The organism is Paraburkholderia podalyriae (assembly GCF_014397785.1).
GTDB lineage: Bacteria > Pseudomonadota > Gammaproteobacteria > Burkholderiales > Burkholderiaceae > Paraburkholderia > Paraburkholderia podalyriae.
The window spans coordinates 152,821-174,050 of sequence record NZ_VZQQ01000010.1; the positions used below are offsets into that span (position 1 = coordinate 152,821).

Here is a 21,230-nt window from a genome sequence, read left to right on the forward strand (position 1 = left end):
CAGATATCGATCCATACGGCAGTAGCTCAGCTGGATAGAGCATCGGCCTTCTAAGCCGAGGGTCGGGGGTTCGAGCCCCTCCTGCCGTACCAGAATCACCGAAGGGTTACAGGCCTCACGCCTGTAACCCTTTTTGTTTTTGTGCAATGTTGCGCGCGCGGTGGCGGCCACGCTGTCGCGTGTTCGCACGGCTCACTTCAGGTGTTTCCCGACTCAGGAAATCGCGCGCCAGGCCGTTAATGCCCGTTAATGCCCGTTAATGCGACAGAACCGTCTGACGCGCCGCGATGGAGGAACCCGCGTGAACCGACTTAGCCTCAACACCAAACTCTGGCTCGCGCTGCTGATTACGTGGCTCGGCCTGCTCGGCCTCGGCGGCTGGGCCGCGTGGCAGTCGCGCGCGACGATGCTCGCCGAGCGCAAGTCGGCGGTGCAAAACGTCGTCGAGTGCGCGTACAGCATCGTCGCCAACTACGCGCAGCGCGCCGACCAGCACGAGCTGACGCCCGAACAGGCGCGGCAGCAGGCGCTGGCGAGCCTGTCCGCGATGCGCTACCCCGGTAGCGGCTACATGATCGTGTCGACGGCTACGCCGGTCGTGATCATGCATCCGATGCTTGCCGATCTGCGCAACAAGGACGTGTCTCACTACGCGGACAGCGACGGCAAGCTGCTGTTCGTCGAGATGGTCAAGGTCGCCCAGGCGCGGGGCCAGGGCTTCGTCGACTACATGGGACGCCTCGCCGGCAACAACGAGCGCGTGCCGAAGATCAGCTTCGTCAAGCGCTTTCCCGCGTGGGACTGGTATCTGATCTCGGGCGTCTACGTAAACGACATCAACGCGGCGTTCCGCGCCGATCTGCTGCGCTATCTGTTGACCATCCTATTGATCGGCAGCTTCAGCACCATTGCGCTCGTGCTGATCATCCGCAACGTGAAGCGCAGCCTCGGTGGGGAGCCCGCCTATGCGGCGAGCGTCGCGCAGACGATCGCCGATGGCGATCTGTCGAGCCCGGTCACACTCGCCGGCGACGATCGGGACAGCATGCTGTTCGCGATGCAGCGCATGCAGAGCCGCCTCGCCGACGCGATCCGGCGCATTCGCGGCGGCACCGAAACCATCACGGTCGCGGCGGAAGAGATCGCCGCGGGCAATCTGGATCTGTCGGCGCGAACCGAAGAGCAGGCGTCGTCGCTCGGCGAAACGGCCGCGAGCATGGAGCAGCTGACGGCCACCGTCAAGCAGAACGCCGACAACGCGCTGCAGGCCAATCGCATGGCGCGCTCCGCGTCGCAGCTCGCAGGCGAGGGCGGCGAGGCCGTGCAGCACGTTGTCGCGAACATGCAGAGCATCGCGGCGAGTTCGGCGCGGGTGGTCGATATCATCGGCGTGATCGAAAGCATCGCATTTCAGACCAACATCCTCGCGCTGAACGCGGCCGTCGAAGCCGCGCGCGCCGGCGAGGAGGGCCGCGGCTTCGCGGTCGTCGCGAGCGAAGTGCGCAATCTCGCGCGCCGCAGCGCCGACGCGGCCAAGGAGATCAAGACGCTGATCGAGCATTCGGTCGAGCGCGTCGGCAGCGGCAAGGCGCTCGTCGAGAAGGCGGGCGGCACGATGGCGTCGCTCGTCGATGCGGTGAAGCGCGTGACCGACGTGATCAGCGAGATTGCCGCCGCGTCCGACGAACAGAGCCGCGGCATCGAACAGGTCAATCTCGCAATCGCACAGATGGACGAGACCACGCAGCAGAACGCGGCGATGGTCGAGCAGGCGGCCGCCGCCGCGCAGTCGATGCAGGAGCAGGCGCAGATGCTGCGCGACGTCGTCAACACGTTCCGCCTGCAGGGGACGGCTGCCGCGCGTGGGTGAGCAGCGAGGGCCCGCTGCCTGCCGAAATGTGCATGCTATGCTTTTGAGGTCTGGATCAAAAGCCGCAGTGCGCCCGTGCGCGCCGTGCTCACTTCGAGGAGAGTCCTTCATGTCGTCGCGAACCTGTGTGCTGTTCCACCTCAGTACCGCGAGCCTGCTGCTCGTTGCGGCGATCGGCGCTCAAGGGGCGAACCTCGCCTTTCTGAACGACACGCCGATCACCTATATGAGACAGCGTGACAACGACTCGCTCAAGCATGCCGTCTTAAGCGCGCTCAATGACAGGAAGGACGGCGAGAGCTTCACGTGGGTCAACGACGGCACCGGCAATAGCGTGAAGATCGACGCGACCGTCACGATGGACAGCACCTCGACCGACGGCGGACGCGCCTGCCGCTCGCTCGCGGTCGTACTCGAGGCGAAAGGGCAATCGATGAACCTGCGCCCGAACTTCTGCAAGGAAGGCGGCGCCTGGCAACTGCAGAAGCGTTGAGCATGCGCGAGCGCGGCCGGACAGGTGCATGCCGTGAGGCTGCGCGATGAGCCCGCGAATCGTCTCGTGCGGGATCGTGCTGCTCGATCCCGACGGACGCGTGCTGCTCGCGCACGCAACCGGAACGACGCACTGGGACATCCCGAAAGGACAGGGCGAGGAGGGCGAGGCGCCACACGTGACCGCGCTGCGCGAGATGGTCGAGGAAACCGGCATCGCGCTCGATGCCGGTCGTCTGAAGGATCTCGGCCTGTTCGTCTACCGGCGCGACAAGGACCTGCATCTGTTCGCGGCGCGCGCGGGTGCCGACGAACTCGACCTGAGCACGTGCACCTGCACGTCGCTGTTTCCGCGTCGTTCGGACGGCACGCTGATCCCCGAAATGGACGACTACCGTTGGGCGTCGATCGATGAAATCGCGCGCTATGCGAGCCGTAGTCTGACGCGGCTCTTCGAGACGACGCTGTCGCTCGCGGACCTGCACCGCTCGCTATAGACGGCGCACGCCGCTTTCAATCGAGCGCGTGGTCGTTCGGATGCGCGAACAACGCGCGGTTCTGTTCCGACAGCGGGAAATTGACGTTGATGCCGTGCGGCGGAATCGGCTGCGTGAACCACTGTCGGTACAGACGTTCGGCGTCGCCCGACGTCTGTGAGTGCGCGATCACGCGATTCACGAGCGCGCGGAACGGCTCGTCGCCCTTGCGGAACATGCACGCATACACCTCATAGCCGAGCGGCGTGCCCGTCACGATGAAATCGTCCGGATGCGGGTCGGTCGCCTTGAAACCGTAGACGATCGGCTCGTCCATCACGAACGCCACCGCGTGGCCGTCCTTCATCGCGTTGAAGGCGTCCTGATGATCGCGCACGCTCGTGATGCGCATGTTCAGCTGCTTGTCGGTGTTGAGTCTGCGCAGCAGGCGCTCGTCGGACGTGCCCGCGGTCGTCACGACCGGCTTGCCGGCCAGATCGGGGAAATCGGCGATGCCGCTGTTTTTGCGCGTGATCATGCGCACCGCGTACTGGAAAAAGCTGTCCGAAAACGCGGCGACGTTTTCGCGCTCGACCGTGTGCGTGGTCGAGCCGCATTCGAGGTCGATCTGGTTGTTCAGCAGCATCGGCGTGCGGTTCGACGACGTGATCGCGACTTCGTGAACCCGCAACTGCGACATGCCGAGCGCTTTTCTGACCTCATCGACGATCTGCATCGCGATGGTTTGCGAGTAGCCGACCGTGCGCTTGCCGTCGAAGTACGAGAACGGGATCGACGCTTCGCGCACGCCGAGCACGATGACGCCGTCGTCGTGGATCTTTCTCAGCGTACCGGTCAGTTCGTCCGCGCGGGCGGGGGCGGCGAACATGACCAGGCCGCAGGCGGCCAGCGCGAGCAGCACGCTGCGCATGCCGCGCGGCAGACGCGTGAAGTGTAAATAGCGCGGGCCCCGCGCGACGCGAACGGTGCCCACAGACCTTTCCCCGCGGCGGTCTGCAACCTTCATCGGACCTCCCGGACCGGCGCGCCCAGGCGAGCGCGCAGTGAGTGTCGATCGAACATCCCGCAACCGGATCGGCCGGTAACGCCGGGACGTCGCTGACGCGAGCTTACGCCGGCTTGCCCCAACTGTCGCGCAGACTGACGATGCGGTTGAATACGGGCTTACCCGGCTTCGAATCGACGCGGTCGGCAACGAAGTAGCCGTGGCGCTCGAACTGGTAGCGCTGTTCCGGCAGCGCATGGCGCGCGCCGGTTTCGAGGTAGGCCTGGACCACGCGCTTCGAGTCCGGATTCAGCGCTTCGAGGAAGTCGCGTCCGCCGGCGTCCGGTTGCGGTTCCTTGAACAGCCGGTCGTAGATGCGCACTTCGGCCGGGCACGCGGCCGTCGCGCTGACCCAGTGGATGTTGCCCTTGACCTTGTAGTTGTTCGCGCCTTCGGTGCCCGATTTGCTGTCCGGGAAGTAGTTGCAGTGCACCGCGACGATGTTGCCGTTTTCGTCCGTGTCCGCGTGCGTGCATTCGATCACATAGCCGTAGCGCAGGCGCACCTTGTTGCCCGGGAACAGGCGGAAGTAGCCCTTCGGCGGCGTCTGCGTGAAGTCCTCGCGCTCGATCCACAGCTCGCGCGAAATCGGGAACTCGCGCAGGCCCTGTTCAGGGTGATGCGGGTGCACCGGCGCGCTGCACGGCTCGGTGAGGTTTTCGGGGAAGTTGTCGATGATCAGCTTGACCGGATCGAGCACGGCGGCGATGCGGGGTGCCTTCTCGTCGAGATCGTCGCGCAGCGCGCCTTCGAACACGCTCATGTCGATCCACGAGTCGACCTTGGTCACGCCGATGCGCTCGCAGAACAGCTGGATCGACTCGGGTGTGAAGCCGCGCCGGCGCAGGCCGACGATGGTCGGCATGCGCGGGTCGTCCCAGCCTTCCACATGGCCTTCGTTGACCAGTTGCAGCAGCTTGCGCTTGCTGGTGATCGCATAGGTCAGGTTCAGGCGCGAAAACTCGATTTGCTGCGGCAGCGGACGCCTGAAGACGCCGGCTTCGGCGAGCTCGTTCAGGATCCAGTCGTAGAGCGGCCGATGGTCTTCGAACTCGAGCGTGCACAGCGAATGCGTGATGTTTTCGAGCGCGTCCGAGATGCAGTGCGTGTAGTCGTACATCGGGTACACACACCACGCGTCGCCGGTACGGTAGTGATGCGCGAAGCGGATGCGGTAGATGACCGGGTCGCGCATGTTGAAGTTCGGCGACGACATGTCGATCTTCGCGCGCAGCACGTGCTCGCCTTCCTTGAACTCGCCCGCCTTCATGCGGCGGAACAGATCGAGGTTTTCGTCGACCGAACGCTCGCGGAAACGCGACGGCGTGCCGACTTCGGTGGCCGAGCCGCGGTTCGCGCGGATTTCCTCGGCCGACTGGCTGTCCACATAAGCCTTGCCGCGCTGGATCAGCAGCTCGGCGAACTCGTACAGCTTGTCGTAGTAGTCGCTCGCGTAGTACAGATGCTCGGTGCGGTCTTTTTGCCATTCGAAGCCGAGCCAGCGCACCGAGTCGATGATCGAGTCGACGTACTCGACGCTTTCCTTCTCCGGATTGGTGTCGTCGAAGCGCAGATGGCACACGCCGCCGTAGCTGCGCGCGATGCCGAAGTTCAGGCAGATGCTCTTCGCGTGACCGATGTGCAGATAGCCGTTCGGCTCCGGCGGGAAGCGCGTTTCGACGCGCTGGCTCCATTTGCCGGTGCGGTTGTCGTCGTCGATGATGTTGCGGATGAAATTGGATGCCGCGGGCGCGTCGGTGCGTTCAGCGTCTTTGCGTTCGGTAGTCATGCGAGAAGATGAGAGTCCGTAGGGGCGCGCAATGCGCCCGCCTAGCCGTCAATTCTACCTGACGAGCCGGTTCGCGGCAGGTGCTTGCGGCGCGCAGCCAACGGCGGGGCGGGTTTGGCGCGGGTGCCGCAGTCAGCGCAGTGAGCGCGCGGGGCTGTAACAGGAGGTAAAACGGGTTGGCGGCGCGCGGCGCGACGACTTAGGATGCGCTGCTGCGCGCGGCCCGCGCGCCTGTCCCGGCCCTTCGCGCGGGCGGGCTTGCCCGAGCCGTCCACGCTGTCCCTCATGTTCTTGCACGAAGCTCTACCGCTCGTGCGCCATGCCCGCCTCGTTGCCGGAGTTTTCTCGGATGTCTGTCCCGACGCACGGCGCGTTCCGCGCGCCTTTCGCCAGCGCTTTGGCTAGCGCCCGTTTCTGTTGCCGAAGCCGCCGCGTGCTCGCTTCGGCGTGGTGTGCCGCGCTCGCCGTGAACGTCGCGGCGCCGTTGCCGGCCGCCGCGAAAACGCCGCCGCCAAAGCCGGCGCTCGATGCGTCGGCAGTCGCCGCGCCAGATCCCTACAGCGCCGACACCGCGCAGCAGATCTTCGCCGAAGGCGGCAACGCGGTCGATGCCGCGGTCGCGATGGCCTTCACGCTCGCCGTCACGCGGCCCGATGCCGGCAACCTCGGCGGCGGCGGTTTCATGACGCTGCTGGTCGACGGCAAGCCATATTTTCTCGACTATCGCGAGCGCGCGCCGCAGCAGGCGATACGCGACATGTACCTCGACGACAAGGGCAGCGTGGTGCCAGGCATGAGCACGGTCGGTCATCGCGCGGTGGCCGTGCCGGGCACCGTCGATGGCATGTGGGAAGCGCAACGACGCTTCGGCAAGCTCAAATGGAAGCAGGTGCTCGCGCCCGCGATCCATTACGCGACCGACGGCTTCCAGGTCGACCCCCGGCTGCAGCAGCGGCGCGACGCGGCCGCGAAGAGTTTCGCCGGCAAGACCAATTTCGACGCCTATTTTCCGAACCTGAAGGCGGGTGCGACGCTGCGCCAGCCGGAGCTCGCGCAGACGCTCGGGCGGATCGCGAGCGACGGCGGCCGCGAGTTCTACGAGGGCCGCACCGCCGGCATGATCACCTCGCAGATGTACGGCCACGGCCTGATCACCAGCCAGGATCTGAGCCAGTACAAGGCGCTGTGGCGTGAGCCGCTCGCCGCCGACTGGCACGGCTACCGCGTGATCACCGCGCCGCCGCCGAGCTCGGGCGGCCTCGGGTTGATCCAGATGCTGAAGATGCGGGCCGACCTGCAGCCGGCGTTCGATGGTCTCGCATTGAATTCGGCGCCGTACATCCATCTGATCGCGCAGATCGAGGATCGCGTGTTCGCGGACCGGCAGCGCTATATCGGCGACCCGGACGCGTCGCCAGTGCCGACCGCGAAGCTGATCGACGACGCCTACCTCGCGCAACGTGCGGCCGAAGTCAAGGCTGAAGTCAAGGCCGACGACGCGCCCGGCGCCGCGTCGGTGAAGCCCGCTGCCGACGGCGCCGAGGCGACGGAGAAGCCGCAAACCACGCATTTCTCGGTGGTCGACAAGTGGGGCAATGCGGTCTCGAATACCTACACGCTGAACGGCGATTTCGGCTCGGGCGTCGTGGTGGATGGCGGCGGATTCCTGCTGAACGACGCGATGGACGATTTCGTGATCAAGCCGTCGGGCACCGGCCCGGCCTCGACACCCGGCGTGGCCTCGACAGCCGGCGCCGCCGATGCGGAGCCGAACACGATCGCGCCAGGCCGCCGGCCGATTTCGTCGATGACGCCGACGCTGCTGCTGAAGGACGGCAAGATCGCGCTAGCGATCGGCACGCCCGGCGGCTCGCGCATCCTGACGACGATCTTCCAGGTCATGACGAACCTGTATGACTTCGAGATGCCACCGACGGACGCGCTCGCCGCGATGCGTTTCCATCATCAACTGCTGCCGCAAAAGACGATCTACTTCGAGCCGTTCCGTCCCGCGCCGGACGAACTCGCCGCGCAGCTGAAGGCGCTCGCCTATACGGTCGAGCAGCAGTCGTTCAGCGGCGACGTGCAGATGATCCGCGTGAATGGCACTACGCCCGAGCCCGGCAGCGATCCCCGCGGTGCCGGCGTGGCACGCGTGATACGGTAGCCGGCCCGCCGCGCTCTGTCGCGAGCGGGCGATCAGCCGAACACGGGAAGCGCGATGAGCGAACAAAAACCAACCACACTCGTACTGCCGGGCTATCTGGGCTCCGGTCCAGGCCACTGGCAAACGCGCTGGGAAGCGCTCGATCCCGCGTTCGTGCGCGTGCAGATGCCGGACTGGGACCACCCTTCGCGCGACGCCTGGTGCCGCACGCTCGCCGCCGCGCTTGACGCCGTGGATTCGCCGGTCATGTTCGCCGCCCACAGTCTCGGCTGCCTGACCACCGCGTTCTGGGCCTCGCGGTACGCGAGCGCGACGCAGCTCGCGAAAGTGGCCGGCGCGCTGCTGGTCGCCGTGCCCGATCCGGCCGAAGCGGATTTCCCGCAGGACGCGACCGGCTTTGCGCCGGTGCCGCTCACGCGCCTGCCGTTTGCGACGATCGTCGTGGCGAGCAGCGACGATCGGTATGGTGGCGTGCCGTTTTCACAAACCTGCGCGAACGCGTGGGGCAGCCGCTGGATCGGTATCGGCGCGCGCGGCCATATCAATGCCGATAGCGGCCTCGGCGATTGGGACGAGGGCCGGCGCTGGCTGGCTTCGCTAACGACGGTGGGCTGAGCCTCGCCGCCTCGTCGGTCAAATCACCGATTTCCGCTTCAACTCCGCGATCCTCTGCGCGTCGTATCCGAGCACGTCGCGCAGCACGCGCTCGGTATGCTCGCCGAGCAGCGGCGGATGGCTCAGCGCCTGCGGCGGCGTGCCGGTCATGTTGATCGGATTGCGCACGAGCTTGACCTTGCCGCCCGACGGATGCGGCAGATCCACCTGCATGCCGCGCGCGACCACCTGCTCGTTGTCGAACACCTCGGCGAGGTTATTGATCGGCCCGCACGGCACCCCGGCCGCTTCGAGCGCCGCGATCCATTGCTGCTTTCCCTGCAGACGGACCATGTCCGCAAGAATCGGCACGAGCAGTTCGCGGTTGCGTACACGCGCGGGGTTGGTCGCGAAACGGTCGTCGTCGGCGAGCGCCGGGCGACCGCCCGACTCGACGAACTTGCGGAACTGCCCGTCATTGCCGACCGCGACGATGATCCAGCCGTCGCTCGTCTGGAATGTCTGGTAGGGCACGATGTTCGGATGCGCATTGCCCCAGCGCGCCGGCGGCTGGCCGCTCGCGAGATAGTTCGAATTCATGTTGGCGAGCATCGCGACCTGCACGTCGAGCAGCGCCATGTCGATGTATTGGCCCACGCCGGTGCGGTCGCGGTGCGTGAGCGCGGTCAGCACGGCGATCGTCGCGTACATGCCGGTCATCAGGTCGGCGATCGCGACGCCGGCCTTCTGCGGGCCGCCGCCCGGCTGAGCGTCGCGCTCGCCGGTAATGCTCATGAAGCCGCCGATGCCTTGCACGATGAAGTCGTAACCGGCGCGCTGCGCGTATGGTCCGGTCTGCCCGAAGCCCGTCACCGAGCAGTAGATCAGGTCGGGCTTGACCTCTTTGAGCGATTCATAGTCGAGGCCGTACTTCTTCAACTGGCCGACCTTGTAGTTCTCGAGCACGACGTCGCTTTGCGCGGCCAGTTCGCGCACGATCCGCTGGCCCTCGGGCGACGCGATATCGAGCGTGACCGAGCGCTTGTTGCGGTTCGCCGCGAGATAGTAGGCGGCTTCGCGCGTGTCCGCGCCGTCCGGCGTTTTCAGATAGGGAGGCCCCCAGTGGCGAGTGTCGTCGCCGACCTCGGGGCGTTCGATCTTGATGACGTCGGCGCCGAAATCGGCGAGCGTCTGCGTGCACCACGGGCCAGCGAGCACGCGCGTGAGATCCAGCACGCGGATGTGACTGAGAGCGCCCATATCGTTCAATGTCTCCTCAGGTATGCAGGCGGCGCGCGAGTTGCACTGCGTGATTTCGTGCGCCGTTTCGTGCAAGCCATCTTAAGCGATTCCCGCTCGCGGGCGCAGTCAGCCGAACGTCGTAGCGCAGCTCGCAACGCGCGGCACACGGTGCCTCGCACGCTTGCCGATCCCGTATAATCAGTCGTTTAAGAAACAGACAGTTGGCGCATCCCATCGACCGCCAGTCTCCGTCAGGAACCGTCAGGACCGTCCCCCGCCCGCTATGAAAGCCGCTGAAATCCGCGAGAAATTCCTCAAGTTCTTCGAATCGAAGGGCCACACGATCGTCCGTTCGTCGAGCCTCGTGCCCGGTAACGACCCGACACTGCTCTTCACCAATTCGGGGATGGTGCAGTTCAAAGACGTGTTCCTCGGCGCGGAATCGCGGCCGTATTCGCGCGCCACGACCGCGCAGCGCAGCGTGCGCGCCGGCGGCAAGCACAACGACCTCGAGAACGTCGGCTACACCGCGCGTCACCACACGTTCTTCGAGATGCTCGGCAACTTCTCGTTCGGCGACTACTTCAAGCGCGACGCGATCCACTACGCGTGGGAACTGCTGACCGGCGTCTACCAGTTGCCGAAAGACAAGCTCTGGGTCACCGTCTACCAGGAAGACGACGAAGCGCACGACATCTGGGCGAAGGAAGTGGGCGTGCCGGTCGAGCGCATCATCCGCATCGGCGACAACAAGGGCGCGCGCTACGCATCGGACAACTTCTGGCAGATGGCCGACACCGGCCCGTGCGGCCCGTGCTCGGAAATCTTCTACGACCACGGCCCGGACGTGTGGGGCGGGCCGCCGGGATCACCCGACGAAGACGGCGACCGCTACATCGAAATCTGGAACCTCGTGTTCATGCAGTTCAACCGCGACGCGCAGGGCAACATGACGCCGCTGCCCAAGCAATGCGTGGACACCGGCATGGGCCTCGAGCGTATCGCGGCCGTGCTGCAGCATGTGCACAGCAACTACGAGATCGACCTGTTCCAGGCGCTCATCCAAGCCGCTGGCCGCGAAACCGGCGTGACCGATCTGGGCAACAATTCGCTGAAGGTGATCGCGGATCACATCCGCGCGTGCTCGTTCCTGATCGTCGACGGCGTGATTCCGGGCAACGAAGGCCGCGGCTACGTGCTGCGCCGTATCGTGCGCCGCGCGATCCGCCACGGCTACAAGCTCGGCAAGAAGGGTTCGTTCTTCCATCGCCTCGTCGCCGACCTCGTCGCGCAGATGGGCGACGCTTACCCTGAACTGAAGCAGGCCGAGCAGCGCGTGACCGACGTGCTGCGTCAGGAAGAAGAGCGCTTCTTCGAGACGATCGAGCACGGCATGTCGATTCTCGAGGCCGCATTGGCCGATCTCGACGCCAGGGGTGGCAAGACGCTCGACGGCGAACTCGCGTTCAAGCTGCACGACACCTACGGCTTCCCGCTCGACCTGACGGCGGACGTCTGCCGCGAGCGCGAAGTGACGGTCGACGAATCCGCGTTCGACGACGCGATGGCGCGTCAGCGCGAGCAGGCTCGCGCGGCGGGCAAGTTCAAGATGGCGCAGGGCCTCGAATACTCGGGCGCGAAGACCACCTTCCACGGCTATGAAGAAATCGTCTTCGACGACGCGAAGGTCGTCGCGCTGTACGTGGACGGCGCGTCGGTGCAGCAGGCGCAGGCCGGCCAGCAGGCGGTCGTCGTGCTCGATCACACGCCGTTCTACGCGGAGTCGGGCGGCCAGGTCGGCGACCAGGGCGTGCTCGCCAACGCCAGCACGCGCTTTGCGGTCGTCGATACGCTGAAGGTTCAGGCCGACGTGGTCGGCCATCACGGCACGCTCGAGCAGGGCACGCTGAAGCTCGGCGACATCGTCAAGGCAGAAATCGACGCGGTCCGCCGCGCCCGCACGGCGCGCAACCACTCGGCCACGCACCTGATGCACAAGGCGCTGCGCGAGGTGCTCGGTGCGCACGTGCAGCAGAAGGGCTCACTCGTCGACGCCGAGAAGACCCGCTTCGACTTCGCGCATAACGCGCCGATGACGGACGAGCAGATCCGCCGCGTCGAGGAAATCGTCAATGCCGAAGTCCTGGCGAACGCGCCCGGCATCGTGCGTGTGATGTCGTATGACGACGCGGTGAAGGGCGGCGCCATGGCGCTGTTCGGCGAAAAGTACGGCGACGAAGTGCGTGTGCTCGACCTCGGCTTCTCGCGTGAGCTGTGCGGTGGTACGCACGTGAATCGCTCGGGCGACATCGGCCTGTTCAAGATCGTGATGGAAGGCGGCGTCGCGGCGGGGATCCGTCGCGTCGAAGCGATCACGGGCGACAACGCGGTGCGCTACGTGCAGGAGCTGGAAGCGCGCGTCAATGCGGCCGCGGCGGTGCTGAAGGCGCAACCGGCGGAACTCACCCAGCGCATCGGCCAGGTGCAGGACCAGGTGAAGGCGCTCGAGAAGGAACTGGGCGCGCTGAAGTCGAAGATGGCGTCGAGCCAGGGCGACGAACTCGCGGGCCAGGCGATCGAAGTCGCCGGCGTGCACGTGCTCGCCGCGACGCTCGAAGGCGCGGACGTGAAGACGCTGCGCGAAACGGTCGACAAGCTGAAGGACAAGCTCAAGAGCGCGGCAATCGTGCTCGCGTCGGTCGAAGGTGGCAAGGTCAGCCTGATCGCCGGTGTGACCGCCGACGCCAGTAAGAAAGTCAAGGCGGGCGAACTGGTCAACTTCGTGGCGCAGCAGGTCGGCGGCAAGGGCGGCGGCCGTCCGGACATGGCGCAGGCTGGCGGTACCGAGCCGGCCAACTTGCCGGCGGCGCTCGCGGGCGTCAAGGGCTGGGTCGAAGGCCAGCTTTGATTTCGATGATCGCTTTTGCCGAAGCCGGTCGGGTTGCGCCGGACCCGGTTGCCGGCGGGGGCTCAATCATCAGGCCGCATTCGCATCCACGGACGCCGCCGCATCCGCGTCGGCCGTCGCTTCGGGCGACGCCATCAGCGTGCGCCGCAGCGCATTGAGCGCCGACGAAAAATGGCCGCGTCGCCAGACCAGCAGCGTGTCGATCATGCCGATAGCGGGCAACTCGTGTACCGCGATATTGCTCGTATCGGTTAGCAGATCGAGCACCGAGCGCGGCGCGACCGCGACGCCCGCGCCGGCCGCCACGCACGCGACGATCGCGTGATACGAGCCGAGTTCCAGCACGCGCGCCGGCCGCACGCCGTGCTCCAGATACCACTTTTCGATATACACCCGGTAAGCGCAGCCGGGCTCGAACGCGATCAGCGTCGATAGCGCGATGTCGCGCGCTTCGCGGATCGGCCGATGACCACGCGGCGTCAGCATCACGAGCTCTTCGCGGAACACCGGCACGGTCTCGAACAGCTCGCCGATCGCGGCGGGATCGAAGGGTGTCGCGATCAGCGCCGCATCGACCTCGAACTCGCGCACCCGCTCGATCAGCTTGCCGGTCGTGCCGATTTCCAGCTCCAGCGCGACGGCCGGCCATTGCTGGTGATATTGCGCGAGCAGGCCGGGCAGACGCGTCGCCGCGACGCTTTCCATCGTGCCGAGACGCAGACGGCCGCTCGGACGATCCTCACGCACCGCATGGCACGCTTCGTCGGCAAGCGCGAGCAGCCGTTCCGCGTAGGGCAGCAGCGTCTCGCCGGCCGGCGTCAGCACGAGGCGGCGGCCATCGCGGATGAACAACTCGGTGCCGAGCTGCTCCTCGAGCTGCTTGATGCGCGTGGTCACGTTCGATTGCACGCGATTGAGCTTCGCCGCCGCGCGTGTCACGCCGTTTTCGCGCACGACCGCGCGAAAGATGGTGAGAGCGGCCAGATCCATGATTCTCTCCTGGCGATGGTTGGCATCCTAATTATTCATTTTCTGTGATCAAAAGGTCAAGCTAAGATGGATTCATATCGTCGCCGTTTGACCGTCCGATCATGAACGACCTTGCCTCGCGCGCGTACCAGCGCTTCCACGAACCGCACGCCGCCCGGCGCGCGGCGCTCGCCTGCATGGTGACGCTGGCCGTCGCGCTCGGCATCGGGCGCTTCGCATTCACGCCGCTGCTGCCGCTGATGCTGCACAGCGCATCGCTCGGTCAGCCGCAGCTCGACATCCAGCACGGCGGCTGGCTCGCATCGTTCAACTACGCCGGCTATTTCGCCGGTGCGCTCACGTGCGCGGCGCTGCGGGTCAAGCCCTCGCGCATGGTGCGCGTCGGGCTCGTCGCGACCGTGCTGCTGACGCTCGCGATGGGCGTCACCGGGCAGTTCTGGGTGTGGGCGCTGGTTCGCTTCGTCGCGGGCGCGGTCAGCGCATGGACGTTCGTGTTCGCGTCGCAATGGGGCTTGCGGCGGCTCGCCGAACTCGGCGCGCATGCGTGGAGCGGGGTCATCTATACGGGGCCGGGCGTGGGGATCGTCGGGACCGGCTTGCTGGTCAGCGTCGCGGGCGGCTATGGCGCGGTGATCGGATGGATTGGCTTTGCGGCGATCGGCGCGGTGCTGTCGGTGCTGGTGTGGCCGGTGTTTGGCGACGCACCACGTGCGAAGGCCGCGGCCCCCGCTGACGAAAGCTCAGCGGTGCCCAAACCCGCCATCGGACCACGCGCCAGCGCAAAGCAGCCGCCCGGTACGGCCGGCGTTCAGGCCGGCCATGCGGTCCACCGCGCCGACGCCTTCTGGCTGGTGCTGCTGTACGGCATCCCGGGCTTCGGCTACATCATCACCGCGACCTTTCTGCCGGTCATCGCGCGCCACGCGTTGCCTGGCTCGGCGTGGCCGGACCTGTTCTGGCCGATGTTGGGCGCCGCGCTGATCGTCGGCGCGTTGTTCGCCGCGCGCTTGCCCGTGCATTGGGACAACCGCGTGCTGCTCGCGGGCTCGTATGTGCTGCAGGCACTCGGCATTGCGCTGGGCATCGTGTGGCCGACGGCGGCGGGCTTTTCGCTCGGCAGCATCCTGATCGGCCTGCCGTTTACCGCGATCACGCTATTCGCGATGCGCGAGGCGCGGCGTCTGCGCGGCGACGACGCGGCCGGGCTGATGGGATACGCAACGGCGGCCTATGGCATCGGGCAGATTGCCGGTCCGCTGGTGGCCGCGCCGATCGCCGCGCACACGGGATCGTTTTCGCTGGCGCTGTGCCTCGCCGCAGGCGCGCTGCTGGCAGGGGCGGCGGGGCTGATCGCGGTGACGCGCATGCCGCGTGGCCGGGGCCGCATGCCGGATTGCGGTTGCAACTAACGCTAAAAACAAATCTCGCACGAGCGCACTAAAATGACCGCTTTCCGTCATCTCCTCGCGCCTGTCGCCGGGCGGTTGCAGGAAATCCTCGCCGTGCGCATCATGTTTCCGAGCGAATCGAACGCGGTATTCGCGCAGCTGCCGCCGCTTGCCGCGAAGGCGATGCGCGCGAGCCGTGCGCCGCGTGATGCAAAAGACCAAAGAGACGTCCCCCACCATGACCGAGTACCGATTCTGTCCCCGCTGCGCGAAGCCGCTGACCGAACGCAGCGACCCCGAGCACGAGGGCGGCCGCGTTCGTCAGAGCTGTCCCGATACCGCGTGCGGCTACGTCCATTGGAATAACCCGCTGCCGGTCGTCGCCGCGATCGTCGAGTACGAGGGCAAGATCCTGCTCGCGCGCAATGCCGCGTGGCCCGAGGGGATGTTCGCGCTGATCACCGGTTTCCTCGAAAACGGCGAAACGCCGGAGCAGGGGATCGCGCGCGAAGTGCTCGAGGAGACGTCGCTGCACACGGAATCGGTCGAGCTGATCGGCGTGTACGAATTCATCCGCAAGAACGAGCTGATCATCGCGTATCACGTGAAGGCGCACGGGGCGATTGCGCTGTCGCCCGAACTGCTCGAATACCGGCTCGTCGAGCCCGCGAAGCTGCGGCCGTGGCGCGCGGGCACCGGCCAGGCGCTCGGCGAATGGATGCGGCGGCGCGGTTTGCCGTTCGAGTTCGTCGAGCGGCCGGGGCAGTGAACCATCAGCGGTCAATGAGCGCACGCTCAGGGAGAAGCAACGGCATGGCCTACATCTACTACCTGACCCATATTCATCTGGGCTTCGATGCCCTGTCGCAACTGTCATCCGAGTGCGCGCGGATCGGCATCGAGCGGCCTCTATTGATCAGCGACAAGGGCGTCGTCGCGGCCGGCATCGCGCGGCAGGCGCTCGACGCGCTGAAGCTCGGCGACGTGCCGCTGTTCGACGACACGCCGTCGAACCCGACCGAGGAAATGGTGCTTGCGGCCGCCCAGGCGTATCGCGACCAGCGCTGCGACGGGCTGATCGCGGTGGGCGGCGGTTCGTCGATCGATCTCGCGAAGGGCGTCGCGATCGCGGCCACGCATCCGGGGCCGCTCACGCAGTACGCGACGATCGAAGGCGGCAGCGCGAAGATCACCGACGCGGTCGCGCCGCTGATCGCAATTCCGACCACGGCCGGCACCGGCAGCGAAGTCGCGCGCGGCGCGATCGTGATTCTGAACGACGGCCGCAAGCTCGGCTTTCATTCGTGGAATCTGCTGCCGAAATCGGCGCTGTGCGATCCGGGCCTCACGCTCGGCCTGCCGCCGGGGCTGACCGCCGCGACCGGCATGGACGCGATCGCGCACTGCATCGAAACCTTCCTCGCGCCGGCTTTCAATCCACCCGCCGACGGGATCGCGCTCGACGGTCTGGAACGCGCATGGGCCAGCATCGAGCGCGCGTGCGCGGATGGCAACGATCGCGAAGCGCGCCTGAACATGATGAGTGCGTCGATGCAGGGCGGGATGGCATTCCAGAAGGGCCTCGGCTGCGTGCACTCGCTGTCGCATCCGCTGGGCGGCCTGAAGGTGAACGGCCGCACGTCGCTGCATCACGGCACGCTGAACGCGGTCGTGCTGCCCGCGGTGCTGCGCTTCAACGAGCGCGCGCCTAGCGTGGTGGCCGAGCGTCGCTATGCGCGCATGCGTCGCGTGATGGGGGTGCCCGAGCATGCGGATCTGGCGCAGGCGCTGTTTGACATGACTGCGCGGCTCGGTCTGCCGACCGGCCTCAAACAGATGGGTGTCGACGAAAGCATGTTCGACAAGGTCGTGCAGGGCGCGCTGGTCGACCATTGCCATCGCACGAATCCGCGCGAGGCGAGTGCCGACGACTATCGCCGCATGCTGACCGAGTCGCTGTGACGGCGTCACCATCCACCAACCGCCACATCCGATGAACAAACCCGCCCCCGCCGGCCGCGCCGCGTATCCGCATATGCTGCCGATCACCACGCGCTGGATGGACAACGACGTCTACGGCCACGTGAACAACGTCGTCTACTACAGCTATTTCGACACCGTCGTGAACGAGTATCTGATCCGCGCGGGCGTGCTCGATTTCGAGCACGGCGCGACGATCGGCCTCGTCGTCGAGACGCAGTGCAACTACTTCGCGCCGCTCGTGTTTCCCGATCGGGTCGACGCGGGCTTGCGCGTCACGCGGCTCGGCACCTCGAGCGTGCGCTACCAGGTGGGGCTGTTCCGCGACGGCGAGGCCGCGCCCGCCGCGCAGGGACATTTCGTGCACGTCTACGTCGATCGCGCGACGCGCCGTCCGGTGAACCTGCCGGCGGCACTGCGCGCGGCGCTCGAACCGCTGTGCGTCGCCGGGCCGGCGCAATAGTCGCGTGCAGTCGTTCATCGTCACAGTGCTCAACGGCCTGAGCTACGGGCTGTTGCTGTTCATGCTGTCGGCCGGGCTGACGCTGATTTTCAGCATGCTCGGCGTGCTCAACTTCGCCCATGCGAGCTTCTACATGCTCGGCGCGTACGTCGGCTTTTCAGTGGCGGCGCGCGCCGGCTTCTGGAGCGCGCTGGTGATCGCGCCGCTCGTCGTCGGTCTGCTGGGCGCGGCGCTCGAGCGCTGGCTGCTGCGGCGGGTGCGCGGGCACGGCCATCTGCCCGAACTGCTGCTGACGTTCGGCGCCGCCTATCTGCTCGGCGAACTCGTCAAGCTCGGCTGGGGGCTCAGTCCGCTGTCGGCACCGATTCCGGCCGTGCTCGACGGTCCACTGTTCTCGCTGTACGGCGCGGTCTTCACGCGCTATCGCGCGTTCATGATGGCGGTGTCGCTCGCGATGCTCGCGGCGCTCGTCGCGATCCTGCGCGCGTCGAAGACGGGCTTGATCGTGCGCGCCGCGCTCACGCATGCGCAGGCGGTCGAAGCGCTCGGCCACAACGTGCCACGGGTGTTCACCGGCGTGTTCGCAGCCGGCACCGCGCTTGCCGCGCTGGCTGGTGTGATCGGCGCGCCGCTCTTCGTGATCGAGCCGGCGATGGCGGAGTCGCTCGGCTCGATCGTGTTCGTCGTGGTCGTGATCGGCGGCCTGGGGTCGCTGAGCGGGGCGCTGGCCGCGTCGCTGCTGGTCGGGTGCGTGCAGACGCTGGCGGTCGCCAGCGATCTGTCGTTGGGCGACGTGGTGTCGCTCGCCGGCGCGGTGCTGCCGCCCGAATGGGACGCGCTGACGCTCGCGCAACTCGCACCGCTGCTGCCGTATCTGCTGCTCGTCGCGATGCTGGCGATGAGGCCGCGCGGGCTCTTCGGACGGCGTGACGATCATGCGTAAGCGGGTTGGGGCGTCGGTCGCGGTGGAAAGCGGGCTGCCGCGTCGCAGGCGCGGCCGCGCGCTCGCGCCGTGGTTCGCGCTCGTCGCCTTTCTGGGCGTACCGCCTTTCATCTGGCCGCACAGCTGGCTGCTGGCGTACCTCGCGCAAAGCGCGACGATGATCGTATTCGCGCTGTCGTACGACCTGCTGCTCGGCGCGACCGGGCTGCTGTCGTTCGGCCATGCTGCGTATGCCGGGCTCGGTGCGCTGATCGCCGCGCGCGTGTTCAACGCGAGCGGGATGCCGCTGGTGCTGCTGCCGTTCGTCGGCGGCATCGGCGGCGCGCTGTGCGGCGTGCTGTTCGGCTTCATCGCGACGCGCCGCGCCGGCACCGCGTTCGCGATGATCACGCTCGGTCTGGGCGAGCTCGTGGTCGCGGCCGCGTGGACGCTGCCGGGCTGGTTCGGCGGCGAGGCGGGCGTCGCGATCGATCGCGCGAGCGGTGCGCCGCTCGCCGGCTGGAGCTTCGGCCCGGTGCGCGAGGCCTATGCGCTGATCGCGCTGTGGTGCGTCGCCGCGAGTGTCGCGATGTTCGCGCTGTCGCGCACGCCGTTCATACGGCTGGCGAACGCGGTGCGCGACAACCCGGCGCGCGCGGCGGCGATCGGCTGCTATCCACGGCGGGTTCGCTATGGCGTGGTGGTGCTGTCGGCGTTTTTTGCGGGCATCGCGGGGACGCTCGGACTGATCAATCTCGAACTCGTGTCGACCGAGAGCGTCGGCATGATGCGCTCGGGCGCGGTGCTGATCGCGACCGTGATCGGCGGCACGGCGACGTTTTTCGGGCCGGTCGCGGGTGCGATCGTGCTGACGTTTTTCAGCGTCGTGGTCGCGAGTGTCACGCGGGCCTGGCTGTTCTATCTCGGACTGTTCTTCGTCGTCGTCGTGATGGCCGCGCCGGATGGGCTCGCGGGCTTTGCGTCGCGTCACATGGCGCGGATTGCGGCCTATGGCTGGCGACGTTGCCGCGCCGCCTATCTGTGGAGCGCGGCGGCGCTGTCGCTGTGGCTCGCGGCCGTCGTGTTCGCGGTGCAGTGGGCCTATGCGGCGCAGTTCGGCTCGGACCAAGGCGCGGCTTCAGGGGCGTTGTTCGGCGCGTTGTTCGGCACCGGTGCCGGCGCGGGCGCGGGTGCGGATGCAGCCGGTGCGCCGCTGCTCGCGATGCTCGGCGCCTCGCCGCTTCCTGTCGCGCTGGCGCTCGTTGCGCTCGCCGCGCTGACCACACGCCATGCGCTGCGCACGCATGCACGCGCCACCGCCCAGGCAGGCACGGAGCGATCCGCCGGAGCCGCACGATGATCCCCGCGCTCGCGCTCTACGGTGTCGAAAAGCGTTTCGGCGCAACCCCGATCCTGCGCGGCGTCGATCTCGCGATCGAGCCCGGCGAGCGGCACGCGCTGATCGGCCCGAACGGCGCGGGCAAGTCGACGCTGTTCGACCTGATCGGCGGCGGCGCGCGGCCCAGCGCGGGACGCATCCACCTGTTCGGCTCGGACATCACGCGGCTCGCGCCGGCCGCGATCGCGCGCCGCGGCCTTGCGCGAAGCTTCCAGAGCACCAGCGTGTTCCCGCGTCTGTCCGTGTTCGACAACCTGCGCTGCGCGGCGCAACTTGCCGAGCGCGATCGCACGCGCTGGTGGCAGCGGTTGACCGGCACGCCCGCGGTCGATGTGCGCGCCGCCGCCGTACTCGACGCGGTCGGCCTGCGCTCGCGCCGCGACGTCGCAGCCGGCACGCTCAGCTACGCGGAGCAGCGCGCGCTCGATCTCGGCATCGCGCTGGCGGGCGGCGCACACACGCTGCTGCTCGATGAACCGACGGCGGGCATGAACCGCGCGGAAGCGGCGCGCGCGATCGAACTGATCCGCGACACCACCGCGGGCCGCACGCTGCTGATGGTCGAGCACGACATGGAGGCGGTGTTCGCGATCGCCGATCGCATTTCGGTGCTGGTGCAGGGGCGCATCATCGCGAGCGGGTCGCCAGCTGCGATTCGCGCTGACGCGGCGGTGCGTGCCGCGTATCTGGGCGAGCGCGTCGAGCTCGGCTCAGGCGCGCGGGCGGGTGATGAACCGGACCACGGAGCGGGCCGATGAGCGCGCTGCTCGACATCCGCGGTCTGAACGCGTGGTATGGCGCGAGCCAGGCGTTGCACGGCGTCACGCTCGGCATCGAGCCCGGCGAAGCGGTCGCGCTGGTCGGCCGCAACGGCTCGGGCCGCTCGACGCTCGCACGCGCGATCATGGGCCTCGTGCGCTGCGAGGGCGAACTGTGTTTCGCGGGACGCTCGCTCGCCGGTCTGCGCACGTTCGAGATCGCGCGGCTCGGGCTCGGCTATGTGGCCGAGCGTCGCGACGTGTTCGCCGCGCTGAGCGTCCACGAAAACCTGCTGCTAGGCATTGCGCCGGCTGCCGCGTCACGCGTTCGCGGCCGCGCACCACGCTTCACGCTCGACGACGCGTACGCGCTATTCCCGGTGCTCGCCGAGCGCAAGCGCACGCGCGCCGGCGCGCTGTCGGGCGGCGAGCAGCAGATGCTCGCGCTCGCGCGGGCGCTGCTCGGCGATCCCGATCTGCTGCTGATCGACGAGCCCGGCGAAGGACTCGCGCGTCTCGTGATGCAACAGGTCGCCGGCTGTCTGCGCACGCTGCGCGAGCGTGGCGTCGCGATGTTGTTGATCGAGCAGCGGCTCGTGATCGCGCAGGACATCGCGAGCCGCGTCGCGGTGATGGGGCACGGCGAGATTGTGTTCGACGGCGCGCTGGCGTCGTTTCTGTCGCGTGACGATGTGATGCGCGAATGGCTCGGGATTGGCTGACGCG

The 21,230-nt window shown here is 67.3% G+C and carries 18 protein-coding genes and 1 tRNA gene; 15 read left to right on the forward strand and 4 right to left on the reverse strand.

The window, feature by feature from the left end; all coding sequences use genetic code 11:
- Nucleotides 1-15 precede the first annotated feature (15 nt).
- From F6X42_RS14425 to F6X42_RS14440, 4 genes are all read left to right on the forward strand, one after another.
- A tRNA-Arg gene (locus F6X42_RS14425) sits at nt 16-92 on the forward strand.
- 209 nt (nt 93-301) lie between these two features.
- Nucleotides 302-1,870 carry a methyl-accepting chemotaxis protein gene (locus F6X42_RS14430; protein ID WP_187634867.1) on the forward strand — a complete coding sequence of 523 codons (1,569 nt, stop codon included), beginning with the start codon at nt 302-304 and terminating at the stop codon, nt 1,868-1,870.
- Nucleotides 1,871-1,979: 109 nt separating this feature from the next.
- The gene (locus tag F6X42_RS14435; protein WP_187634868.1) at nt 1,980-2,363 is read left to right on the forward strand and encodes a hypothetical protein; all 384 of its coding nucleotides are present in this window, start codon (nt 1,980-1,982) and stop codon (nt 2,361-2,363) included.
- Between the two features lie 46 nt (nt 2,364-2,409).
- The gene (locus F6X42_RS14440) at nt 2,410-2,859 is read left to right on the forward strand and encodes an NUDIX hydrolase (protein WP_187634869.1); all 450 of its coding nucleotides are present in this window, start codon (nt 2,410-2,412) and stop codon (nt 2,857-2,859) included.
- A 16-nt stretch (nt 2,860-2,875) separates the two neighbouring features.
- On the opposite strand, the gene F6X42_RS14445 is transcribed toward F6X42_RS14440, so the two are convergent.
- A complete protein-coding gene (locus F6X42_RS14445) occupies nt 2,876-3,769 on the reverse strand; it encodes a transporter substrate-binding domain-containing protein (protein ID WP_187634962.1) in 894 nt (297 codons plus the stop codon).
- Between the two features lie 199 nt (nt 3,770-3,968).
- Complete coding sequence (locus tag F6X42_RS14450) at nt 3,969-5,693, reverse strand: glutamine--tRNA ligase/YqeY domain fusion protein (RefSeq protein ID WP_187634870.1); 1,725 nt, start codon at nt 5,691-5,693, stop codon at nt 3,969-3,971.
- Between the two features lie 349 nt (nt 5,694-6,042).
- On the opposite strand from F6X42_RS14450, the gene ggt reads away from it, so the two are divergent.
- Together ggt and F6X42_RS14460 are read left to right on the forward strand one after the other, a co-directional pair.
- Nucleotides 6,043-7,860: a gamma-glutamyltransferase gene (ggt, locus tag F6X42_RS14455; protein WP_187634871.1), complete on the forward strand. Its 1,818-nt coding sequence runs from the start codon at nt 6,043-6,045 to the stop codon at nt 7,858-7,860.
- A gap of 54 nt (nt 7,861-7,914) precedes the next feature.
- A complete protein-coding gene (locus F6X42_RS14460) occupies nt 7,915-8,475 on the forward strand; it encodes an RBBP9/YdeN family alpha/beta hydrolase (RefSeq protein WP_187634872.1) in 561 nt (186 codons plus the stop codon).
- An 18-nt stretch (nt 8,476-8,493) separates the two neighbouring features.
- On the opposite strand, the gene F6X42_RS14465 is transcribed toward F6X42_RS14460, so the two are convergent.
- Nucleotides 8,494-9,714 carry a CaiB/BaiF CoA transferase family protein gene (locus F6X42_RS14465; RefSeq protein WP_187634873.1) on the reverse strand — a complete coding sequence of 407 codons (1,221 nt, stop codon included), beginning with the start codon at nt 9,712-9,714 and terminating at the stop codon, nt 8,494-8,496.
- A gap of 265 nt (nt 9,715-9,979) precedes the next feature.
- On the opposite strand from F6X42_RS14465, the gene alaS reads away from it, so the two are divergent.
- Entirely contained in the window at nt 9,980-12,604 is a 2,625-nt protein-coding gene (gene alaS, locus F6X42_RS14470) for an alanine--tRNA ligase (RefSeq protein ID WP_187634874.1), read from the forward strand.
- A 69-nt stretch (nt 12,605-12,673) separates the two neighbouring features.
- Here the strand turns inward: alaS and F6X42_RS14475 are convergent, their stop codons facing one another.
- Nucleotides 12,674-13,594, reverse strand: coding sequence for a LysR family transcriptional regulator (locus F6X42_RS14475; RefSeq protein ID WP_187634875.1), 921 nt, complete (start codon nt 13,592-13,594; stop codon nt 12,674-12,676).
- A 101-nt stretch (nt 13,595-13,695) separates the two neighbouring features.
- Here F6X42_RS14475 and F6X42_RS14480 point away from each other — a divergent pair, with 101 nt between their 5' ends.
- The 8 genes from F6X42_RS14480 to F6X42_RS14515 all read left to right on the forward strand — a co-directional run bounded on the left by F6X42_RS14480 (nt 13,696) and on the right by F6X42_RS14515 (nt 21,226).
- Entirely contained in the window at nt 13,696-15,003 is a 1,308-nt protein-coding gene (locus F6X42_RS14480; protein ID WP_187634876.1) for a YbfB/YjiJ family MFS transporter, read from the forward strand.
- Between the two features lie 217 nt (nt 15,004-15,220).
- Nucleotides 15,221-15,751 carry an NUDIX domain-containing protein gene (locus tag F6X42_RS14485; RefSeq protein ID WP_187634877.1) on the forward strand — a complete coding sequence of 177 codons (531 nt, stop codon included), beginning with the start codon at nt 15,221-15,223 and terminating at the stop codon, nt 15,749-15,751.
- A 44-nt stretch (nt 15,752-15,795) separates the two neighbouring features.
- Nucleotides 15,796-16,944 (forward strand): 4-hydroxybutyrate dehydrogenase, encoded by a 1,149-nt coding sequence (gene gbd, locus F6X42_RS14490; protein ID WP_187634878.1) that lies wholly within the window; start codon nt 15,796-15,798, stop codon nt 16,942-16,944.
- A 31-nt stretch (nt 16,945-16,975) separates the two neighbouring features.
- On the forward strand, nt 16,976-17,425 hold the full coding sequence (locus tag F6X42_RS14495) for an acyl-CoA thioesterase (protein WP_187634879.1): 450 nt from the start codon (nt 16,976-16,978) through the stop codon (nt 17,423-17,425).
- 4 nt (nt 17,426-17,429) lie between these two features.
- Entirely contained in the window at nt 17,430-18,368 is a 939-nt protein-coding gene (locus tag F6X42_RS14500; RefSeq protein WP_187634880.1) for a branched-chain amino acid ABC transporter permease, read from the forward strand.
- Entirely contained in the window at nt 18,361-19,707 is a 1,347-nt protein-coding gene (locus F6X42_RS14505; RefSeq protein WP_187634881.1) for a branched-chain amino acid ABC transporter permease, read from the forward strand. Before F6X42_RS14500 ends, F6X42_RS14505 begins: the two co-directional genes overlap by 8 nt.
- Entirely contained in the window at nt 19,704-20,504 is an 801-nt protein-coding gene (locus tag F6X42_RS14510) for an ABC transporter ATP-binding protein (RefSeq protein WP_187634882.1), read from the forward strand. Before F6X42_RS14505 ends, F6X42_RS14510 begins: the two co-directional genes overlap by 4 nt.
- The gene (locus tag F6X42_RS14515) at nt 20,501-21,226 is read left to right on the forward strand and encodes an ABC transporter ATP-binding protein (RefSeq protein WP_187634883.1); all 726 of its coding nucleotides are present in this window, start codon (nt 20,501-20,503) and stop codon (nt 21,224-21,226) included. The genes F6X42_RS14510 and F6X42_RS14515 overlap by 4 nt, the downstream gene beginning before the upstream one ends.
- Nucleotides 21,227-21,230 lie beyond the last annotated feature (4 nt).